Annotated in this window: 11 protein-coding genes; 9 read left to right on the top strand and 2 right to left on the bottom strand. The window is 44.8% G+C overall.

Translation table 11 applies throughout. The features are described 5' to 3' along the window. Window positions 1-177 precede the first annotated feature (177 nt). A complete protein-coding gene (locus tag ACXAC1_RS06840) occupies window positions 178-2,988 on the top strand; it encodes an FAD-binding and (Fe-S)-binding domain-containing protein (RefSeq protein WP_475060237.1) in 2,811 nt (936 codons plus the stop codon). Here the strand turns inward: ACXAC1_RS06840 and ACXAC1_RS06835 are convergent. Beyond that, complete coding sequence (locus tag ACXAC1_RS06835; protein WP_475060235.1) at window positions 2,978-3,823, bottom strand: hypothetical protein; 846 nt, start codon at window positions 3,821-3,823, stop codon at window positions 2,978-2,980. The two genes, ACXAC1_RS06840 and ACXAC1_RS06835, sit on opposite strands and share 11 nt — an antisense overlap. Continuing rightward, window positions 3,789-4,814: a type IV toxin-antitoxin system AbiEi family antitoxin gene (locus ACXAC1_RS06830; protein WP_475060232.1), complete on the bottom strand. Its 1,026-nt coding sequence runs from the start codon at window positions 4,812-4,814 to the stop codon at window positions 3,789-3,791. Before ACXAC1_RS06830 ends, ACXAC1_RS06835 begins: the two co-directional genes overlap by 35 nt. 193 nt (window positions 4,815-5,007) lie before the next feature. Here ACXAC1_RS06830 and ACXAC1_RS06825 point away from each other — a divergent pair, with 193 nt between their 5' ends. From ACXAC1_RS06825 to ACXAC1_RS06790, 8 genes are all read left to right on the top strand, one after another. Further along, window positions 5,008-6,615 carry a type I restriction-modification system subunit M gene (locus ACXAC1_RS06825; protein ID WP_475060230.1) on the top strand — a complete coding sequence of 536 codons (1,608 nt, stop codon included), beginning with the start codon at window positions 5,008-5,010 and terminating at the stop codon, window positions 6,613-6,615. Then, entirely contained in the window at window positions 6,612-7,898 is a 1,287-nt protein-coding gene (locus ACXAC1_RS06820) for a restriction endonuclease subunit S (RefSeq protein WP_475060228.1), read from the top strand. The genes ACXAC1_RS06825 and ACXAC1_RS06820 overlap by 4 nt, the downstream gene beginning before the upstream one ends. A 14-nt stretch (window positions 7,899-7,912) precedes the next feature. Next, a complete protein-coding gene (locus tag ACXAC1_RS06815; RefSeq protein WP_475060225.1) occupies window positions 7,913-8,761 on the top strand; it encodes a hypothetical protein in 849 nt (282 codons plus the stop codon). Between the two features lie 112 nt (window positions 8,762-8,873). Continuing rightward, on the top strand, window positions 8,874-9,980 hold the full coding sequence (locus tag ACXAC1_RS06810) for an AAA family ATPase (protein WP_475060222.1): 1,107 nt from the start codon (window positions 8,874-8,876) through the stop codon (window positions 9,978-9,980). Next, window positions 9,973-10,650 (top strand): DUF4276 family protein, encoded by a 678-nt coding sequence (locus ACXAC1_RS06805; RefSeq protein WP_475060220.1) that lies wholly within the window; start codon window positions 9,973-9,975, stop codon window positions 10,648-10,650. The genes ACXAC1_RS06810 and ACXAC1_RS06805 overlap by 8 nt, the downstream gene beginning before the upstream one ends. A gap of 20 nt (window positions 10,651-10,670) precedes the next feature. Continuing rightward, window positions 10,671-11,090, top strand: a complete 420-nt coding sequence (locus tag ACXAC1_RS06800; protein ID WP_475060218.1) for a nucleotidyltransferase substrate binding protein — start codon at window positions 10,671-10,673, stop codon at window positions 11,088-11,090. A gap of 4 nt (window positions 11,091-11,094) precedes the next feature. Further along, a complete protein-coding gene (locus ACXAC1_RS06795) occupies window positions 11,095-14,952 on the top strand; it encodes a type I restriction endonuclease subunit R, EcoR124 family (protein WP_475060216.1) in 3,858 nt (1,285 codons plus the stop codon). Next, window positions 14,936-17,008, top strand: coding sequence for an SWIM zinc finger family protein (locus ACXAC1_RS06790; protein ID WP_475060214.1), 2,073 nt, complete (start codon window positions 14,936-14,938; stop codon window positions 17,006-17,008). Before ACXAC1_RS06795 ends, ACXAC1_RS06790 begins: the two co-directional genes overlap by 17 nt. Window positions 17,009-17,043: the final 35 nt, after the last annotated feature.

Genomic DNA, 17,043 nt, shown 5'->3' with positions numbered 1-17,043 from the left:
ATATAGCCTAAAAGTCGCTAATTTCTTATAAATGTACAGTTTGACAATTTGCAAAAAGGTTTCTATTGTCATGCAAAATAACAAAGGTAAATTGGTATTACCAATTTATATTGAAAGTATTTAATAAGTTATGTGATGAGTGATTGCCAGTCCTCCTCATAAAAACTGGATGCCCTTATGAAACCGCCCTATCAAGCTCTGTACACCCAGCTCGTCGAGCGTATCGATGACGAACGACTTATCCATGACCCTTTGCGTACCCTTGCCTACGGAACCGATGCCAGCTTTTATCGTATGGTGCCGCAATTGGTGGTGCGCGTGCACAACGAAGATGAGGTTCGCTTCGTACTGCAATGTACCCGAGCGCTGGACATTCCAGTCACGTTTCGTGCAGGAGGGACGAGCTTATCAGGTCAAGCGGTGACGGATTCGGTGCTGATTCAATTGTCAGACCAATGGAAAGGCTACCGCATTCACGATCATGGTCATGCCGTATCGTTACAGCCAGGCATCATCGGTGCTCGTGCCAATCAATTGCTCGCACCTTATCAGCGCAAGATCGGCCCTGATCCAGCGTCGATTAACGCCTGCATGATCGGTGGTATTGCCGCGAATAATGCCAGTGGCATGTGTTGCGGTACGGCGCAAAATAGCTATCACACTGTGAAAAGCATGCGCATTATCTTTGAAGATGGCACATTGCTCGATACGGCGGATGAGAACAGTCGCACAGCATTTCGAGAAAGCCACTCAGATTTGCTATCTACATTGGAAACACTTGCTTATGGTGTACAAAATAACAGCGATTTAGCAGAAAAAATAAGACACAAATATAGGCTGAAAAATACCACTGGGTACAGTTTGAACAGTTTGGTGGATTTTGACGATCCATTTGAGATCCTGATGCACTTAATGATCGGCTCAGAAGGAACCTTAGGCTTTATCAGTGAAGTGACTTACCACACGGTCGAAGAGCACCCGATCAAAGCTGCAGCTCTGATCTACTTCCCCGATATGGAAACCACGTGTCGTGCGGTGACTGTGTTGAAAAGCACGCCTGTATCCGCAGTGGAGCTGATCGACCGTGCTGGCCTTCGTACCGTAGAAGGCAAACCTGGCATGCCAGAAATGCTCAAAGACCTTGGCGATGAGGTAGCGGGCTTACTAGTGGATGTTCGAGGCTCAACCGCGGCAGAGCTAGAGCAAAAAGTGACTGAGATAACACGGTCTCTACAGGGGATGAGTGCACTGTATGAGTTTGAATTTACTCAAGAAAAAGGCTTGTACGACACCTATTGGAAGATCCGCAAAGGCATGTTCCCAGCGGTTGGTGCGGTGCGTAAAGTCGGCACTACGGTGATTATCGAAGACGTGGCGTTTCCCGTGGAACAATTGGCGGAAGGGGTTTTAGAGCTTCAGGGCGTATTCCAAAAATACGGCTACAGCGAAGCGATCTTGTTTGGCCATGCCTTAGAAGGCAACTTGCATTTTGTCTTTACTCAAGGGTTTGATGATCCCGCGGAAGTAAAACGCTACGAAGCCCTGATGGACGAAGTGGCACAGCTGGTCGCAGTGAAATACAACGGCTCTTTGAAAGCGGAACACGGCACTGGGCGCAATATGGCGCCGTATGTCTTGCTTGAGTGGGGGCAACAAGCCTACGACATCATGTGGCAATTGAAAAAAGCCTTTGATCCCAAGGGTTTACTCAACCCTGATGTCATCTTGACGCACAACGCCAACATTCACGTTGAGAACCTTAAGCCAATGCCACAGGCAAACGATAAAGTGGATACTTGTATCGAATGTGGCTTCTGTGAGCATGCATGTCCTTCTCGAGCACTGACCTTAACGCCGCGTCAGCGTATTGTATTGTGGCGAGAAATTCAGCGTTTAGAGCGCTCGGGTGAATCACCAGAACGTCTGGCAGAGTTACGCGAAGAATACGCTTACCAAGGAGTGGATACCTGTGCTGCTTGCGGCCTGTGTTCGATGCAATGTCCCGTCGGTATCAATACCGGTGATCTGACCCGTGAACTGCGCCATGATCGATACGATGACACAAGAGTCGGCTACTGGGTGGCGGATCACTTTGAAGGTGTCACAAAGACCGCTCGTGCTGGCCTTGCGGCGGCAGGTGGTATGCGTAATGTCTTAGGCAATGTGGGTATGAAAGCCGTAACTGGTGTTGCCAATAGTGTAACAGGCGGTGTGGTTCCAAAATGGCACCCACAAATGCCAACGGCTGCATCCATGCCTAAACAACGTATAGCGGTCACACAAGCAGGCCGCCCAAGCGTGGTCTACGTACCAAGCTGTGCTACCCGTGTGATGGGCGCAGGGCCAAATGCTGAGGACAAACGTCCTGTCATGGATGTTATGCTTTCTGTACTGGAAAAAGCGGGCTACAACGTGATTGTACCTAATGGTATCGAAAGCCAATGCTGTGGTATGGCCTTTCAATCCAAAGGACAATTTGCCGCAGCAGAACAAAAAGCTAACGATCTCAACATTTTACTGATGCAAGCCAGCCAACAAGGCGAACTGCCGATAGTGTGTGACACCAGCCCGTGTTTGTTACGTATGAAGGAATCCTTAGATCCAGCCTTGAAGCTTTACGAACAAGTGCAGTTCCTTTCTGAATTCGTCATGGCGAATCTAAATATCGAAAGCAAAATCCCTAAAATGGCACTGCACATCACCTGTAGCACCACTCGCATGGGACTTGGGCAAACCTTTGTGAACTTAGCACAGCAACTGGCTGACGAAGTGGTCATACCACCAGATATCACCTGCTGTGGCTTTGCTGGCGACAAAGGCTTTAGCACGCCAGAGTTAAATCAAAGCGCCCTGAAAACCCTCAAAACCGCTGTACAAGAATGTGAAGTCGGCTATTCCAACTCCCGTACCTGCGAGATAGGCCTAACCGAACATTCGGGGATTGAATATCAATCGATAGTGTATCTAGTGGATCAGCTTAGTCGTTAATACTCCTACTTAACCCAAGCTGAAGGTCGTTTAGCCACTGTTCAATATGATTGGAATCGTGGCTATTCGACTCTTTGAGCAGACTGTTGAGCAATGGCTCTTTCTGTGTGATTAAAACGGTCTTCAAGGAGTCCAGAGTATTCGTCGGCTTTTGAGCACCAAAAAGCATGCCGATATCATAGCCTAATAAGAATGCCCCTAGTCTATCAGGATCGAACTCTAAAGCGTCGCCAGGCACATACTCCTCGTAAAGGCGATCTAGTTCGATATTCGAGTATTCCTTTAAAATGGTCAGGAAATCTTGAGCGTCTTTGTTACTTTCGTGACGTCGCTCTCCCCAAGCAATGAGTTTGAGCAAAGCTAGTCCCGCAAGTGACGAGACTTTGATGTTGTAATTAGGCGCTATCTCAATATTAAGAGCATGGTTATAAGCCTCGATAAAACCTGCGACAGACATGCTGATCGCATATTCTGGCGGCCACTCAATCTGATCATTAGCTCCTGTAATCTCCCCAAATGGAATGACATCAACTGGTAAGCCTGTTTCTTGATGAAGCAACCTATGAGTAACCGCTGTTTCCTCGAGCCCTTCATTGATGAGCTGTTCTCGTAGCTCGTCAAATACACCCCAGCTAGAAATCAGTATTGCAGTATCAATATCGTAGGTCTTACGACCAATATTTCGTTCAAAGACATGGTGCAGAACTAAGTCTCGTGCTGTAGCGCCTGCGATAAAAACGGGAATACCCAGAGCGCTGGTTGCATCTATGATTATTTTAAGAACAGGCTGAAAAGCTTGGTTAATTGGTTTCTTTAGTTGATAGATATTGTTCATGTAGCATCCTTGCTGTTTCATGATTTCGACTGTCCAAGCTAGCCTCTAGTTCAGCGATGGCTAGCAATGCTTGTGTGCGATCGTTCCATGTAAGACTCTTACTCCAAAATGCAGGCACTAACCAAAGTTTTCCTTCTGCATCCGGTCGACATTTCAGTTGAGCGAGTTTTTTTTGTAGGGGAAGGTGTGTAAATAGCTGCCAATCATGGGCATGTAAATAAGCTGTAAGCTGTTCTGCAGCAACTTCTCCGCCCCATTTATCATCTTGTTCCAGTGCTATATTTTGCCATGAATCGGGATACGCAACGCGAATGCCTCCCAGTGACTTACGTAGAGTTAATCGATAAGCATCTAGCCAAAGTTGTATTAAGCGTTTCTCGTCCAAGACTCTCTTTGGTTTAATGCTCACCACCCTTGCTTCTGCTAAAAGCTTCAATGCCTTACTGACCATACCAAGAGAAATATTCCCCATTTCAGCGAGTTCTCGGTAGGTAGATTTTATGCTGTGGGGCGCTGCCGCAAGTATAAATAGAAGCTTACAGACGCCTTCTGACATAAGTGAGTTTCGGCTTATGTTTGTTGGCTGAAACGTACCTTCAATAGCTTTAGTTTGCTGAGCCCAAATCATCACATTATCAGCTTGAATAGAAATATTACCAAAAGAGTCAATCACATTGAGGCTATTCTGCTGGCATTGCTCCAGCAGAAACTTCGAAAGACCATTACAGATAAGTAAGGTGTTTGGGCCCGCATGTTTGAAGAGAGGTATTAGGCTTTCTTTGCGGTGAATTCTCTTGGCTTCTACACAAAAATGGATTTTTTGCTGGCCAAATGTCAGCTCTATTTCAGCATCACAAAAAGGCTCTGATTTACAAGTATCATTCATGACTACATTGGCCTTGATATGAGCAGGTAGCATAGCAATAACACTCGTGATGAGGTTTTCTTTAGAGTTATGATCCATTTTGTTCACGATTAATTTTTTGTTCATGATTCATGAACAAAACTATAGTCATGAACAAAGAGGAGCACAATTAATTTTTTATTTGGGCAGCCAGCGGGCTAGGTCATCAGCCTTTCCTATAGCCCCTATCTGCTTAACTCCTTACAATAGCGTGATAACTTGTATCGATTTTAGTCCAACTGAATCGGATACATCACGCTGTTTTAAGGATATTAGCCCCATGACCGAAGACCATAAACGCCAGCTAAAGCAGAAGCTGTGGAACATTGCAGACGAGCTACGCGGCAAGATGAATGCGGATGAATTCCGTGACTACTGCCTAGGCTTTATCTTCTATAAATACCTCTCTGAGCGCTTGGTTAATGCCTGTAACGACATTCTAAAAGACGAGGCGGAGCTCCCCCCTTACGAGCGTCTGGATGAAACGAACGACGAACATCTAGAAATTATAAATGAGCTGCAGGATGAGATTACCGAGAGTCTAGGTTACTTTCTAAAACCGTCGGAGCTGTTTAGCACGCTGGCAGAACGCGGTGCTCATGAGCCAAATGAAGCGGAAGAAAGCGAAGACGACGATGTGGTGATCGATGCGTTTATCTTGGGTGATTTACAAGAAGTCCTAAACAATATCGAACGCTCCACCATGGGTACAGAGAGCGAAGACGACTTCGACCACCTATTCGAAGAGTTGGACTTAAACGCCTCTCGCCTGGGTCGTGATCCCGATGCCCGTAATAGACTGATCGCCAAGATCATGTTTCATCTCAACAGCATCGACTTTAAATTGTCCGATAGTGAAAGCGATGTTCTAGGCGATGCCTACGAATATCTGATTGGTCAATTTGCTGCAGGGGCAGGTAAAAAAGCCGGTGAATTCTATACGCCACAAAGCGTCTCGACGATCTTGGCAAAGCTGGTCACCCATAACAAACAGCGCTTACAGTCAGTCTATGACCCGACATGTGGTTCCGGCTCCCTACTGCTACGCGTTGCCAAAGAAGTGGACTATGTGAATCATTTCTACGGTCAAGAAATGAACCGCACTACCTTTAACTTGGCGCGTATGAATATGATCTTGCACGGAGTCAGCTACCGTAACTTCGACCTAAAGCAAGACGACACCCTAGAAAGCCCCCAGCATATTCATAAAAAGTTTGATGCCATCGTTGCTAACCCGCCTTTCTCCGCAAAGTGGAGCGCGAAAAAGCACTTTGAAACGGACGACCGTTTCGCCCCTTATGGCAAACTGGCTCCTAGCTCCAAAGCGGACTTTGCCTTTGTGCAACACATGCTGCATCACCTCAGTGACAACGGCACTTTAGCCGTCGTACTGCCTCATGGTGTGTTATTCCGTGGTGCTGGGGAAGGCCACATTCGCCGCTACCTAATCGAAGAATGTAACTGGCTGGATGCCGTGATTGGCCTGCCTGCGAATATTTTCTACGGCACCAGCATTCCTACCTGTATCTTGGTGTTTAAAAAATGCCGCGAGAATCCAGACGATGTGCTGTTTATCGATGCCAGTCAAAGCTTTGAAAAAGCCAAGAATCAAAACGAGCTAAAATCAGAGCATATCGACGATATTATCGCCGCTTACGAAACGCGATTGGACATTGATAAATACGCCCATGTTGCCAGCCTCGCCGAGATCGCTGAAAACGACTACAACCTGAATATTCCCCGCTATGTGGACACCTTTGAAGAGGAAGAACCGGTTGACCTAAGCGCTGTGGTCTCAGAGCTACAGGCGATTGAGCAGGAAATGGCTCCCATTGATGAACAGATCCGCCGCTACTGCCAAGAGCTAGGTATTGAGGCTCCGGTATGAGTGAACAGAAACTAGTGCCAGAGTTACGGTTTCCGGAGTTTGAGGGGGAGTGGGAAAGTAAAACTTTAGGCGATTTCATGAGTTTCAAAAATGGGATCAATGCAGATAAAGGACAATATGGTCATGGAAGAAAGTTCATCAATGTTTTGGACATCATTGCAGATAAACCTATTTACCATGACCAAATCATTGGTTCCGTAAGCGTTTCTGACAAAGAGTTTGAGAAGAATGAAGTTAAGTATGGAGACATACTATTTCAGCGTAGTTCTGAAACAAGAGAAGAAGCAGGTCAATCCAACATTTATCTAGATAAAGATAAAACGGCGACCTTTGGTGGTTTTGTTATAAGAGGCCGACCAACCGTAAAATTCAACCCAATGTATTTTGATTCTTTGCTTAAGACGAGCAAATCTAGAAAGGAAATAACTACTAAAAGCGGAGGTAGCACCCGCTTTAATGTTGGTCAGGAGTCGCTTAGTTCTGTGAGCATAATATTGACTACTGATTTAGAAGAGCAACAAAAAATCGCGGATTTTCTATCCTCTTTAGATGCTAAGCTAGCTAAGCTAGGCCGCATAAAAGCACTGCTAGAAGACTATAAGCGCGGCTTGATGCAGCAGATTTTTAGCCAGAAACTGCGCTTTAAACGGGATGATGGGAGTGAGTTTCCGGAGTGGGAAATATTTCGCTTTAGTGATCTCTATAGCTGGGTGCGAACTAATAACTTGTCACGAGAGTACCTTACAAATCAGGTAGGCAGAGTGCAAAACATACATTACGGTGATATCCACACTCGTTTTCCAGCTTTGTTTAAACAATCTGATCTTTCTATTCCTTATATCGAAAGTGAAACGTTCATAAGCACCATTCAGGATGAGGAATACTGTCGAGCTGGTGATATTGTCATAGCTGATGCTTCGGAAGATTACTTAGATATTGGTAAAGCAATTGAAATCATTCAGGTTGAAGAGCACTCATTAGTCGCAGGATTACATACGTATATTGCTAGGCCTAAGAAAAAGCTGGCGCTTGGTTTTTCAAGCTACCTGATGCGCTCCTCTGATGTGAGAAAGTCAATTCAAAAAATTGCTCAAGGCGTATCAGTTTTGGGAATTTCTAAAACAAATATTGGGCTAATTGAAGTTAGGTTACCTATATACGAAGAACAACAAAAAATCGCCAATTTCCTGTCTTCGTGCGATCAAAAAATTGATGTAATGGCGAAACAGATTGAGCAGTTGGAATCCTTCAAGAAAGGGTTGCTACAGAAACTTTTTGTTTAGGGTTGTAACTTCTTATGGAAAAGACTAAAGCCTTTTTAGTAGCGAATAGAGATAGCTTTGAAGATTACGGTTACTTCGATGATCATCGTATTTATTACGATCTAATTGAAAAGCAAATTACACCAGATAATGTTATTGAAGTTTGCAAGGCTCTTCTCGAAGCAGTAAGTAAAACTATATTGAAACAGCCTAGTTTTTCATCTTCTAAAGTTAAAGACAGGTTTGATAGTGCGGTATATAACAACATAACTAACTATCTAAGTAAGGAGCAAGACAACAAATCTAGAACTCAAACAACAACCTCTACACTGGTGAGTTATGCTATAGACGTTCTAGCTGCTTACAATAGTGGTTTTGATAAGGTAGGGATGAAGCCTCTAGGAAAGTATGTAGCTGATTGCTTCGCAGATAAATATGTAGAGATATTAAAAAAATTTAGCAGTGGTGTATGTGGCTCTCTTCAAGATGTTAGAAATAGTAGAGGCGATATTTCGCATGGAAAGGCTGCCCCAAAGTACGACAATAGTACTTTGGAATTATCGAACATACTTGTTGTAAATACGGACTACTTGGTTTCAACAATGCTCGAGTTCTTATCTATAACTAATTTTTCCATTGATGATGAAACGGATACTTTTAGCGATTTTTTTGATCGAGTGTTTTCTGAAGGCTCAAAAATTGATAGCCCTCTTGAGAAGACTTTAAGTGCTTTTAACGAAGAATTAGATCAGAAGTGGTCCCTTTCCGAAAAAACTCGCTATAGTCGTGCGCTTTATGACCAAGACCGAGACAGTTACATGCAACAGCTCGCTGACCGTCATTCAGAAGAGTATGAGCAGCTAATTAAGTTGTTTAGAGACTAGTCATGCTAATTAAGTTGGAAATGATTGGTATCATCCAGCATAGTGATCTTGTTTTTGATTACATTTTCTTAAAAGAATTTAGAAAGACGCGCGAGTGTAGCAGTGGGGATTTATGAGCACACCATTAGATAAATTAACGATTCAAGGGTTTAAATCCATTCGTACGTTGAAGGATTTAGAGCTGTCTAATCTCAATGTGATCGTTGGGGCCAATGGTGCCGGTAAAAGTAACCTGATCTCTTTTTTCAAAATGCTACGGGCCTTAATCGATGGTCAGTTAAATCGCTATGTACGTGACAGTGGCGGCATAGAGGATCTTCTATTTTCTGGCCCGAAAGAGACGCCCAAAATGTCCTTCGAGACCCGCTTTGGGGCGCGTGGCTTTCGCTTTACTTTAGTGCCTACGCCCAATAGTGGTTGTGCGATTGAAGATGAGGCACGCTTTTATCAGCACGGTAATACCGGTTGGTGGGAGCTAGGTGACAGCGATAGTGGACAGTCAAAAATGGTGGCAGAAGTCACGAATCAACGCCCCGATGCTAAATACTCCAAGCCCATCTATGATGCTATTGCCTCGTGGCAGATTTATCACTTTCACGATACCAGCGCCAGTGCGCCGATGCGTAAATATGAGATTGTGCAAGATCGAAAAGTGTTGCGCAGCGATGCGGCGAATATCGGCCCGTTTCTATTAAAGCTAAGAGAAAACAGCGAAGACGCTTACCAAGCGACTATAGATGCGATTCGCTTAGTAACCCCGTTTTTTGATGATTTTGTCTTGGAACCGAGTGAGTTTGGTGAAGATCGCAAAGTAAACATTAGTTGGCGGCAAAAGGGCTCTGACTACCCGATGCAGCCGCATCATTTATCCGATGGTTCCATTCGTTTTATCTGTCTGGCAACCGCTCTATTACAGCCTAATCCACCTTCGACCATTATTATCGATGAGCCTGAACTGGGCTTGCATCCGGCAGCTATCGAGGTATTAGCGGAGCTAATTCAGCTGGCGTCAGAGCGAACTCAGGTGATTATCGCGACTCAGTCTCCTGCTTTGATCAACCAATTTCAAATAGAAGACATTTTGGTGGTCAATCGCAAAGAGGGTGCTTCTACGTTTGAGCGACTAAAAGAGAAAGATTTTAGTCATTGGTTAGAGAATTACTCCATTGGTCAGCTGTGGGAGAAGAATGTGATTGCTGGAGGCCCTCGTTATGAGTGATTTCATTGAGGTGATCGCCATCGTAGAAGGCAAAACCGAGCAAGTGTTTATTGAGCGTGTTTTACAGCCTTACCTAGCCAGTAAGAATATTTTTATTTCTGCCACACAAGTATCAAAGCCCGGACAAAAGGGTGGTGATGTGAAGTTCTCTCGCGTGTCTCAGGATATCGGCAATCATCTAAAGCAGCGACAAAATACGTATATCACTGTGTTTGTGGATTATTATGGCATCAAAGAATGGCCTGCATTAGATGAGCTTAACGAGCGTCATACGCCTCAAGAGATTGCACACTTGTTGTGCCAAGCAACTCGTGAACAAGTGTTGGCTTTGCTTGGAGCGCAGCAGCCAGACCAGCGTTTTATTCCTTACATGGCAATGCATGAGTTTGAGGCGCTATTGTTTAGCGACAGTCAGATTCTGGCGCAAAGCTTAGGTTTAGAAGAAGATAAAGTACAGGCCGTCTTAGATGAGTGTGGCGAGCCGGAGGCTATTAATAACGGTCGTGAAACAGCCCCTTCTAAAAGACTAGACAGCTGGTCACCTCGAAATAAATTTGCGAAGACAACGCAAGGTATTTCCATTGCCGAGAAAATCGGTATTAGCAAAATGCGCCAAGCTTGCCCCCTATTTGATGGCTGGCTCAATGATATTGAATCAAAACTGACGTAATTCAAATTTACAGGTATGACATGACACAAGATATCCGCTGGGTGCAGCGCTTTGATAATTTTAAACGATCCTTAAAGCAGCTTGAGATGGCGTTCGCGTGGATGGAAGAGCGTGAGCTAAATGAGCTGGAGCAACAAGGTGTGATCCAAGCCTTTGAATACAACTACGAGTTGGCGTGGAATACGATCAAAGATTTCTATCAGTATCAAGGTGTGGCGGATATTCAAGGTAGTCGTGATGCGTTTCGTTTGGCTGCGAATCGCGGTTTGATCGACAACGGTGAGGTGTGGATGGATATGATTAAAAAGCGTCAGCTGACGGTGCATACCTACAACCGTGAGACCAGCGAACAAATCTTAAACGCCATTATTGATGATTATTACCTAGCATTTGAAGCGTTAAAAGCCGCCCTAACCCGCCAACTAGAAGAGAAACAGTAACAAAATGAGTGATACGGATGTGATGTACGGTTTAAAAAAGGATGAACTCAGCCGGATTGTAGCGGTGTTTAAACGCTTCCCTGCAATCACATCCGTGGTGCTTTATGGTTCTCGTGCAAAGGGCAATTATCGCCCCGCTTCAGATATTGATATCACGCTTTATACCGCTAATGATGCGCCCAATAACCTGCTGTTTCAGGTGATGGAGGCGTTGGATAACTTAGATTTGATTTATGGCTTTGATGTATCGCTGCATCAGCATATTGATAGTGAATCATTGCTCGACCATATCCAGCGGGTCGGTATTGAAATCTACAGTGCGCAGCAAGCTAAGCTCGTCGAGCAGCTTAACCACGAGTTTGACGGTATCCCCGATGATCCTGCCGAGGTGCAGTCCGAAGCGCAGCTGGAGGAGAACTTTATTCTGCGTTTGACGCAGCAGGGTTATGAGCGGGTGTCGATCCGTAATGGCAAGGAAATGAAGGCCAATTTAAAGCGCCAGCTGGAGATTCACAACAAAGTTACTTTGACGGATGGTGAGTTTAACTTTGTTATCAATTACTTGAATAAAGGCAATATCTTCCAGCGAGCGGAAACCTTGCGTAAACGCTGCCATATTCCACGGGATGGTCAGCCGGATCTGTATCTACAATTCTTTAATACGGATTTCTGGTGCCAAAACCAATACCAAGTCACCAGCCAAGTGCGCCAAGAAGGCGGTTGTGTTAATCGCTACGATGTGACCCTGTTAATTAATGGCTTGCCCTTGGTGCAAATCGAGTTAAAACGCCGTGGTGTGGAGTTAAAAGAAGCCTTTAATCAGGTCAATCGCTACCAACGGGATAGCTTTTGGTCGGAAGATGGCTTGTTTAACTATGTGCAGCTGTTTGTTATCTCCAATGGCGTCAATACCAAGTACTTCGCCAATAATCGTAAATTAGACTTTAAGCAGACATTTTTTTGGGCAGATGAAGGCAACAATCTAATCACTCGCTTGGACAAGTTCACCGATGCTTTTTTAGAAAAATGTCATCTATCTAAGATGATCAGCAAGTATCTGGTGCTGCATCAGTCTAATAAGCTGCTAATGGTGATGCGCCCTTATCAAGTGTATGCCGTTGAAAACTTGATGACCAAAGTTCGTCATTTCACGCCGGAAAAAGGTGATGCAAACAATGGCTATATTTGGCACACCACGGGTTCAGGTAAGACTTTAACCAGTTTCAAAGCCGCTCAGTTGATCTGTGAGCTGGGCGGTAAAGGTCATGTGGACAAGGTCTTGTTTGTCGTTGACCGTGCTGATTTGGATTATCAAACCTCTAAAGAGTTTAACCACTTTAGTGATGGTTGTGTGGACAGTACCGACAGTACTAAAGAGCTGGTCAGTCAGTTGGCAGGTAAAAATAAGCTGATCGTCACCACTATCCAAAAGCTTAATGTGGCGGTAAGCAAGAGCAAACATGAGAAAGCGTTAGAAAACCTTAAAGGTAAGCGCGTGGTGCTGATTTTTGATGAGTGCCATCGTTCACAATTTGGTGAGTCTCACGCCAATATTAAACGCTTCTTTGGTGACAAAGCTCAGCTATTTGGATTTACGGGTACACCTATTAAAAAAGGTAACCACAATAACTACCGTACCACCGAACAATTATTTGGCGAGCCATTGCATAAGTATCTGATTACTAACGCTATTGCTGATGACAACGTGCTGAAGTTCTCAGTCGAGTATTGGTCTGGCCTGAAAGATGTGGACGGCAATCCCATTGATGAAAGTGAGCTAAGAAAAGACGATTGGGAAAGTGATCAGCGCATTGAACGTGTGACGGACTGGATCATAGCGAATCATGATCGTAAGACGTACAACCGCGCCTACTCGGCGATGATGTGTGTCGGTAGTAAAGAGGCCTTGATCAAGTACTACGATACCTTTGAAGCGAAACGCCAAGCGGGCGAACATGATTTGCGTATCGCGACGATTTTTTCGTTTGCCGATAACGAAGCGGAAAACGACCAAAACGGTGACCCTGGCACGCCGAGTTTTGATGTATCTGATAGCAGCGGCAAACATCGAGTCAGCCGAGATAAGTTAGAACAATACGTAAAAGACTACAACAAACGCTACAAAACCGCCCACAGCATCAGTGACAGCGTGAAGTTCTATACCTACTACAAAGACATCGCTAAGCGTATGAAAGAACGTGAGCGTGATGACTTTGAAGATAAGGATCGCATCGACATCTTGTTGGTGGTGAATATGTTCTTAACGGGGTTTGATGCTAAGAAGCTAAATACTCTATATGTCGATAAGAACCTAAAACACCATGGTTTGATTCAAGCCTTTTCTCGTACCAATCGTACCTTTGGTGATCAAAAAGCTCAGGGCAATATTGTCTGCTTCCGTAACTTGAAAGCTAACGTTGATGAAGCCATCACCATGTATTGCGATAGCAATGCCGAAGATCGCGTATTACTCGAACCGTATGAGTTCTATGTGGATGAGTTTAATGACAATGTGGCTAGGCTACACAAGCTGGTGGCAACGCCTGATGATGTCAGCAAGTTGATCAGCGAAGATGCTCAGCTAGCATTCGTCAAAGCGTTTCGTGAGTTGATGCGTGATGCCAATAAGCTAAAATCCTTTACTGAATTTAAGTGGGATGATTTAGATCTCAATGCACAAACGTTTGCTGACTTTGCAGGGGCTTATAAGGATCTTTACGACCGCCATCGCCAGCCAAAAGACGGTGAGCCAGACGAGCTTAATACCATTGATTTTGAGCTGGAGCTGATTCAGCACGATGAAATCAATGTGGCCTACATCTTACGCCTGCTTGGCGAGATCAAAGACGCAGAGGCGACCCATGGACGCAGCACCGAGACCGATGCACGCCGTGAAGAAGTGATGAAGCTACTGGGCAATGAGGTTCAGCTGCGTGGTAAACGTGAGCTGATTGAACGCTTTATTACCGATTACTTACCAACGCTGTCTCCAGAGCAAAGTGTCGAACAAACCTTTGCGGCCTACTGGCAGCAGCAAAAGCGTTTAGCCATTCACACACTGTGTCAGGAAGAGCAGTTAGATAAAGCAGCGTTCTATCAGCTGATGGATGAATACGCGTTTACGGCGAAGCCACCACTGCGGGAGCAGTTTTTTGACGCTCTAATTTACAAGCCTAAGCTATTAGAGCGAAAGAAAGTATTCGAGCGTCTGCTGGCTAAATTTGAAGAGCTGATTGAAACCTACGAGGATCACACTGGCTTAATCGGTATTAGCGAAGCCAGTGCAGGCTATGACAACACAACGCTGGAGGCGGTGACGCATTCTGTCGGAGATCGCATTATCTTCTTTAGTGATGAAGTCCAGCGCAGTACTCGTAGTCAGCGATTAGCGACCTTTAATCTGTATCTTGATCAAGCCTATAGTAAGCAACTGTCCACTTTAAAGCACTATGAACTAGGTAACGCGCTGCTGGCCCATGGTGTGGTGAATGACGATATTTTAAGCCAATACCTGATGATTACAGGGCGACTCAATCAGACACTACAAGACTGTGATCTACCACTGATAACGTCTGCTAATGATGAGAATGGCTTATTCTGGACGCTGACAGAAGCCCGTGAAGGCAGCACCGTACTGGAATTTGTTTTGCAGTATTGGGAAACAGCAGCGGTAGCAGGCGGTGGTATCGGTGCTTTCCTCGCATCATACCCTAAGATTTCAGACGGGTTTAAACGCCTACGTGATGACATAGCGAGCTTATGCTCGAAGAAGCAGCCTGAAGAAGTGCCTTCCATGATCATCACTGAAAACATTGAACAAGAGCTAAAGCAAGCAAAGGCCGAACGTGACCAACATCATTGAGCATTTACACACACTTACCTACGACGACCTAGAAGAATGGGCCGATGAGAAAATTTTCACGCGTGGTAAAGGCCTCGGTAATAAAGTAAGCCAGTTAGAACAACATGGTGAAAGCGAGTTAACAGCCAAAGTGAAAGGCACAGAGTGGTATGACTGTTCCATTCAACTGAATGATGGAGAGTTGGAATCAGACTGTACATGTCCCTACTACGAGCGCTGTAAGCATGTTGTGGCGGTTGTTTTGGCGGCAGCAAAAGCCATTAACTCAGATCAAGAGATTCCAGTTACTAAAGAAAAGAACGAATTAGCAGAAGAGCCTCAAAATGAGCTGGCTGCTGAATCACCTAATGACGATGAGTGTAACTCTCAGCTTGAAATGGTTGAGAAAATCCAACAAGCCATGTCAGATACAGGATTAACCCTAGAACAGGTGGAAACATTCACGTGCCCCGATAGAGAGCAGGCCACTGATTATGACCCTGATGAATATCTAGGAGACATGTCGGTAGATGAGCTTAACCATCGTCTTTCAACAACTTTTAACACCCTCACAAAAGCCAAATTGGTACAGCTATTGATGACATTGGCAATGGACCACCCGGATACCTTGCTTTATGACCTATTAGAAAGGGCAAGTGTGCTGTCTCGGAAAAAGCCCGCCTCAAAAAGTCAAATTGGTGTATTGCGTCGTCAAATTAAGAAAATTACTGCGGAAGAGAGTTGGCGAGATAACTGGAAGGGCATTGGTCATACACCTGACTATGGCCCGATCGAACGTGGTTTGAATCAAATGCTCGAACACGAAAAGTTTGATGAGGTAATTGAGTTAGCAAAGGAAATGTGGCCTCTTGCTATTGAACAGGTAGAGTACAGCAATGATGAAGGAGAACTAGCTTTCGAAGTTAGCCAAGCTATGATTCCGGTGATGGCAGCGTTACCCCAAAGCTCGATGAAACCCGCGATCCAGATTCTTTGGCTTATGGATTTGGAACAAGAAGATGATTACCACATATTGCAAGATACAGATTTAGTGTACAACGACACACGTTATTTGCCGTCTGTTTGGCGCGATGTCAGTACAGTGTTAGAGAATCGGCTGAACAATCAGTACCCTACAAATGCTGTTCTTGGTTGGGAGCAACGCTATGCATATGGTCGTGATGTAAGGCAGCTATTATTTGCCTTGGAAAAACAGGGCGATATGGAATCTGCCATTCGGGTACAAATGGTGCATATTGTGCAAACACGGGACTATGTAAAGCTGATAGATGACTTGCTTAAACTAGATCGACGGAGCGAGGCCGAGCAATGGATAGCGTTGGGTTACCATAATGTTCTTGAAAAAGAACCTGGTACTGCCAGTACGCTAAAAAGTCGTCTTTGCGATTTGTTTATGGCAGACAGTAATCATCTTGCGGCAGCGGCTTTGATTGCGGATGACTTCTTTGAGATGCCTAGACTAGATGCCTATAAAACGGTCAAGCAAGCCTGTGAGCCACTAGGTCTGTGGTCACAAGTACGCTCTAGTCTGCTTGCTTTTATTCAGTCTGGTACGTTACCAGATCCAGATTTTGACACGGAACAATGGCCTTTACCCAAGCCACCTCTAACACAGCTTAATTACAATGCAAATTTTAGGAAGGCTTCGACTGCGAATAAAATGGATCGCTTCGTTCGTATGGATAAAAATACTTTAACACTGGACATTGCTTTGTATGAAGAGCGCATTAGTGATGCGGTGGCAATTTATCAAGCCCATTCAGACGAGATTTATTTAAGCGAGAAGTTTGCCCTTAAGGTCGCTGCAGATTATCCAGATGCGGCCGCCAACTACTATCAAAAGTTGGCAGAAAAAGAGATTAGTAGAGGACATAAAACAGCTTACCAAGAAGCGGGTAAGCAGCTACGAAAAATGCGAGCAGTGTTAGAGAAACATGGCCGTTTAAACGAATGGCATGAGCATATCGTTGCACTGCAAACTGAGCACAAACGCAAGATTCGCTTAATGGAAGTTCTGGAACGTATTACTGTTCCAAGCAAAAAACTGATTGATTAGCGTTTAAATCCCACTCTAGCACTGTAGCGTTTCGA

The organism is Marinomonas sp. AWM4_232, from assembly GCF_056158325.1.
Note: the sequence above shows the minus strand (reverse complement) of the source record. Positions and strands in the feature narration are given on the sequence as shown.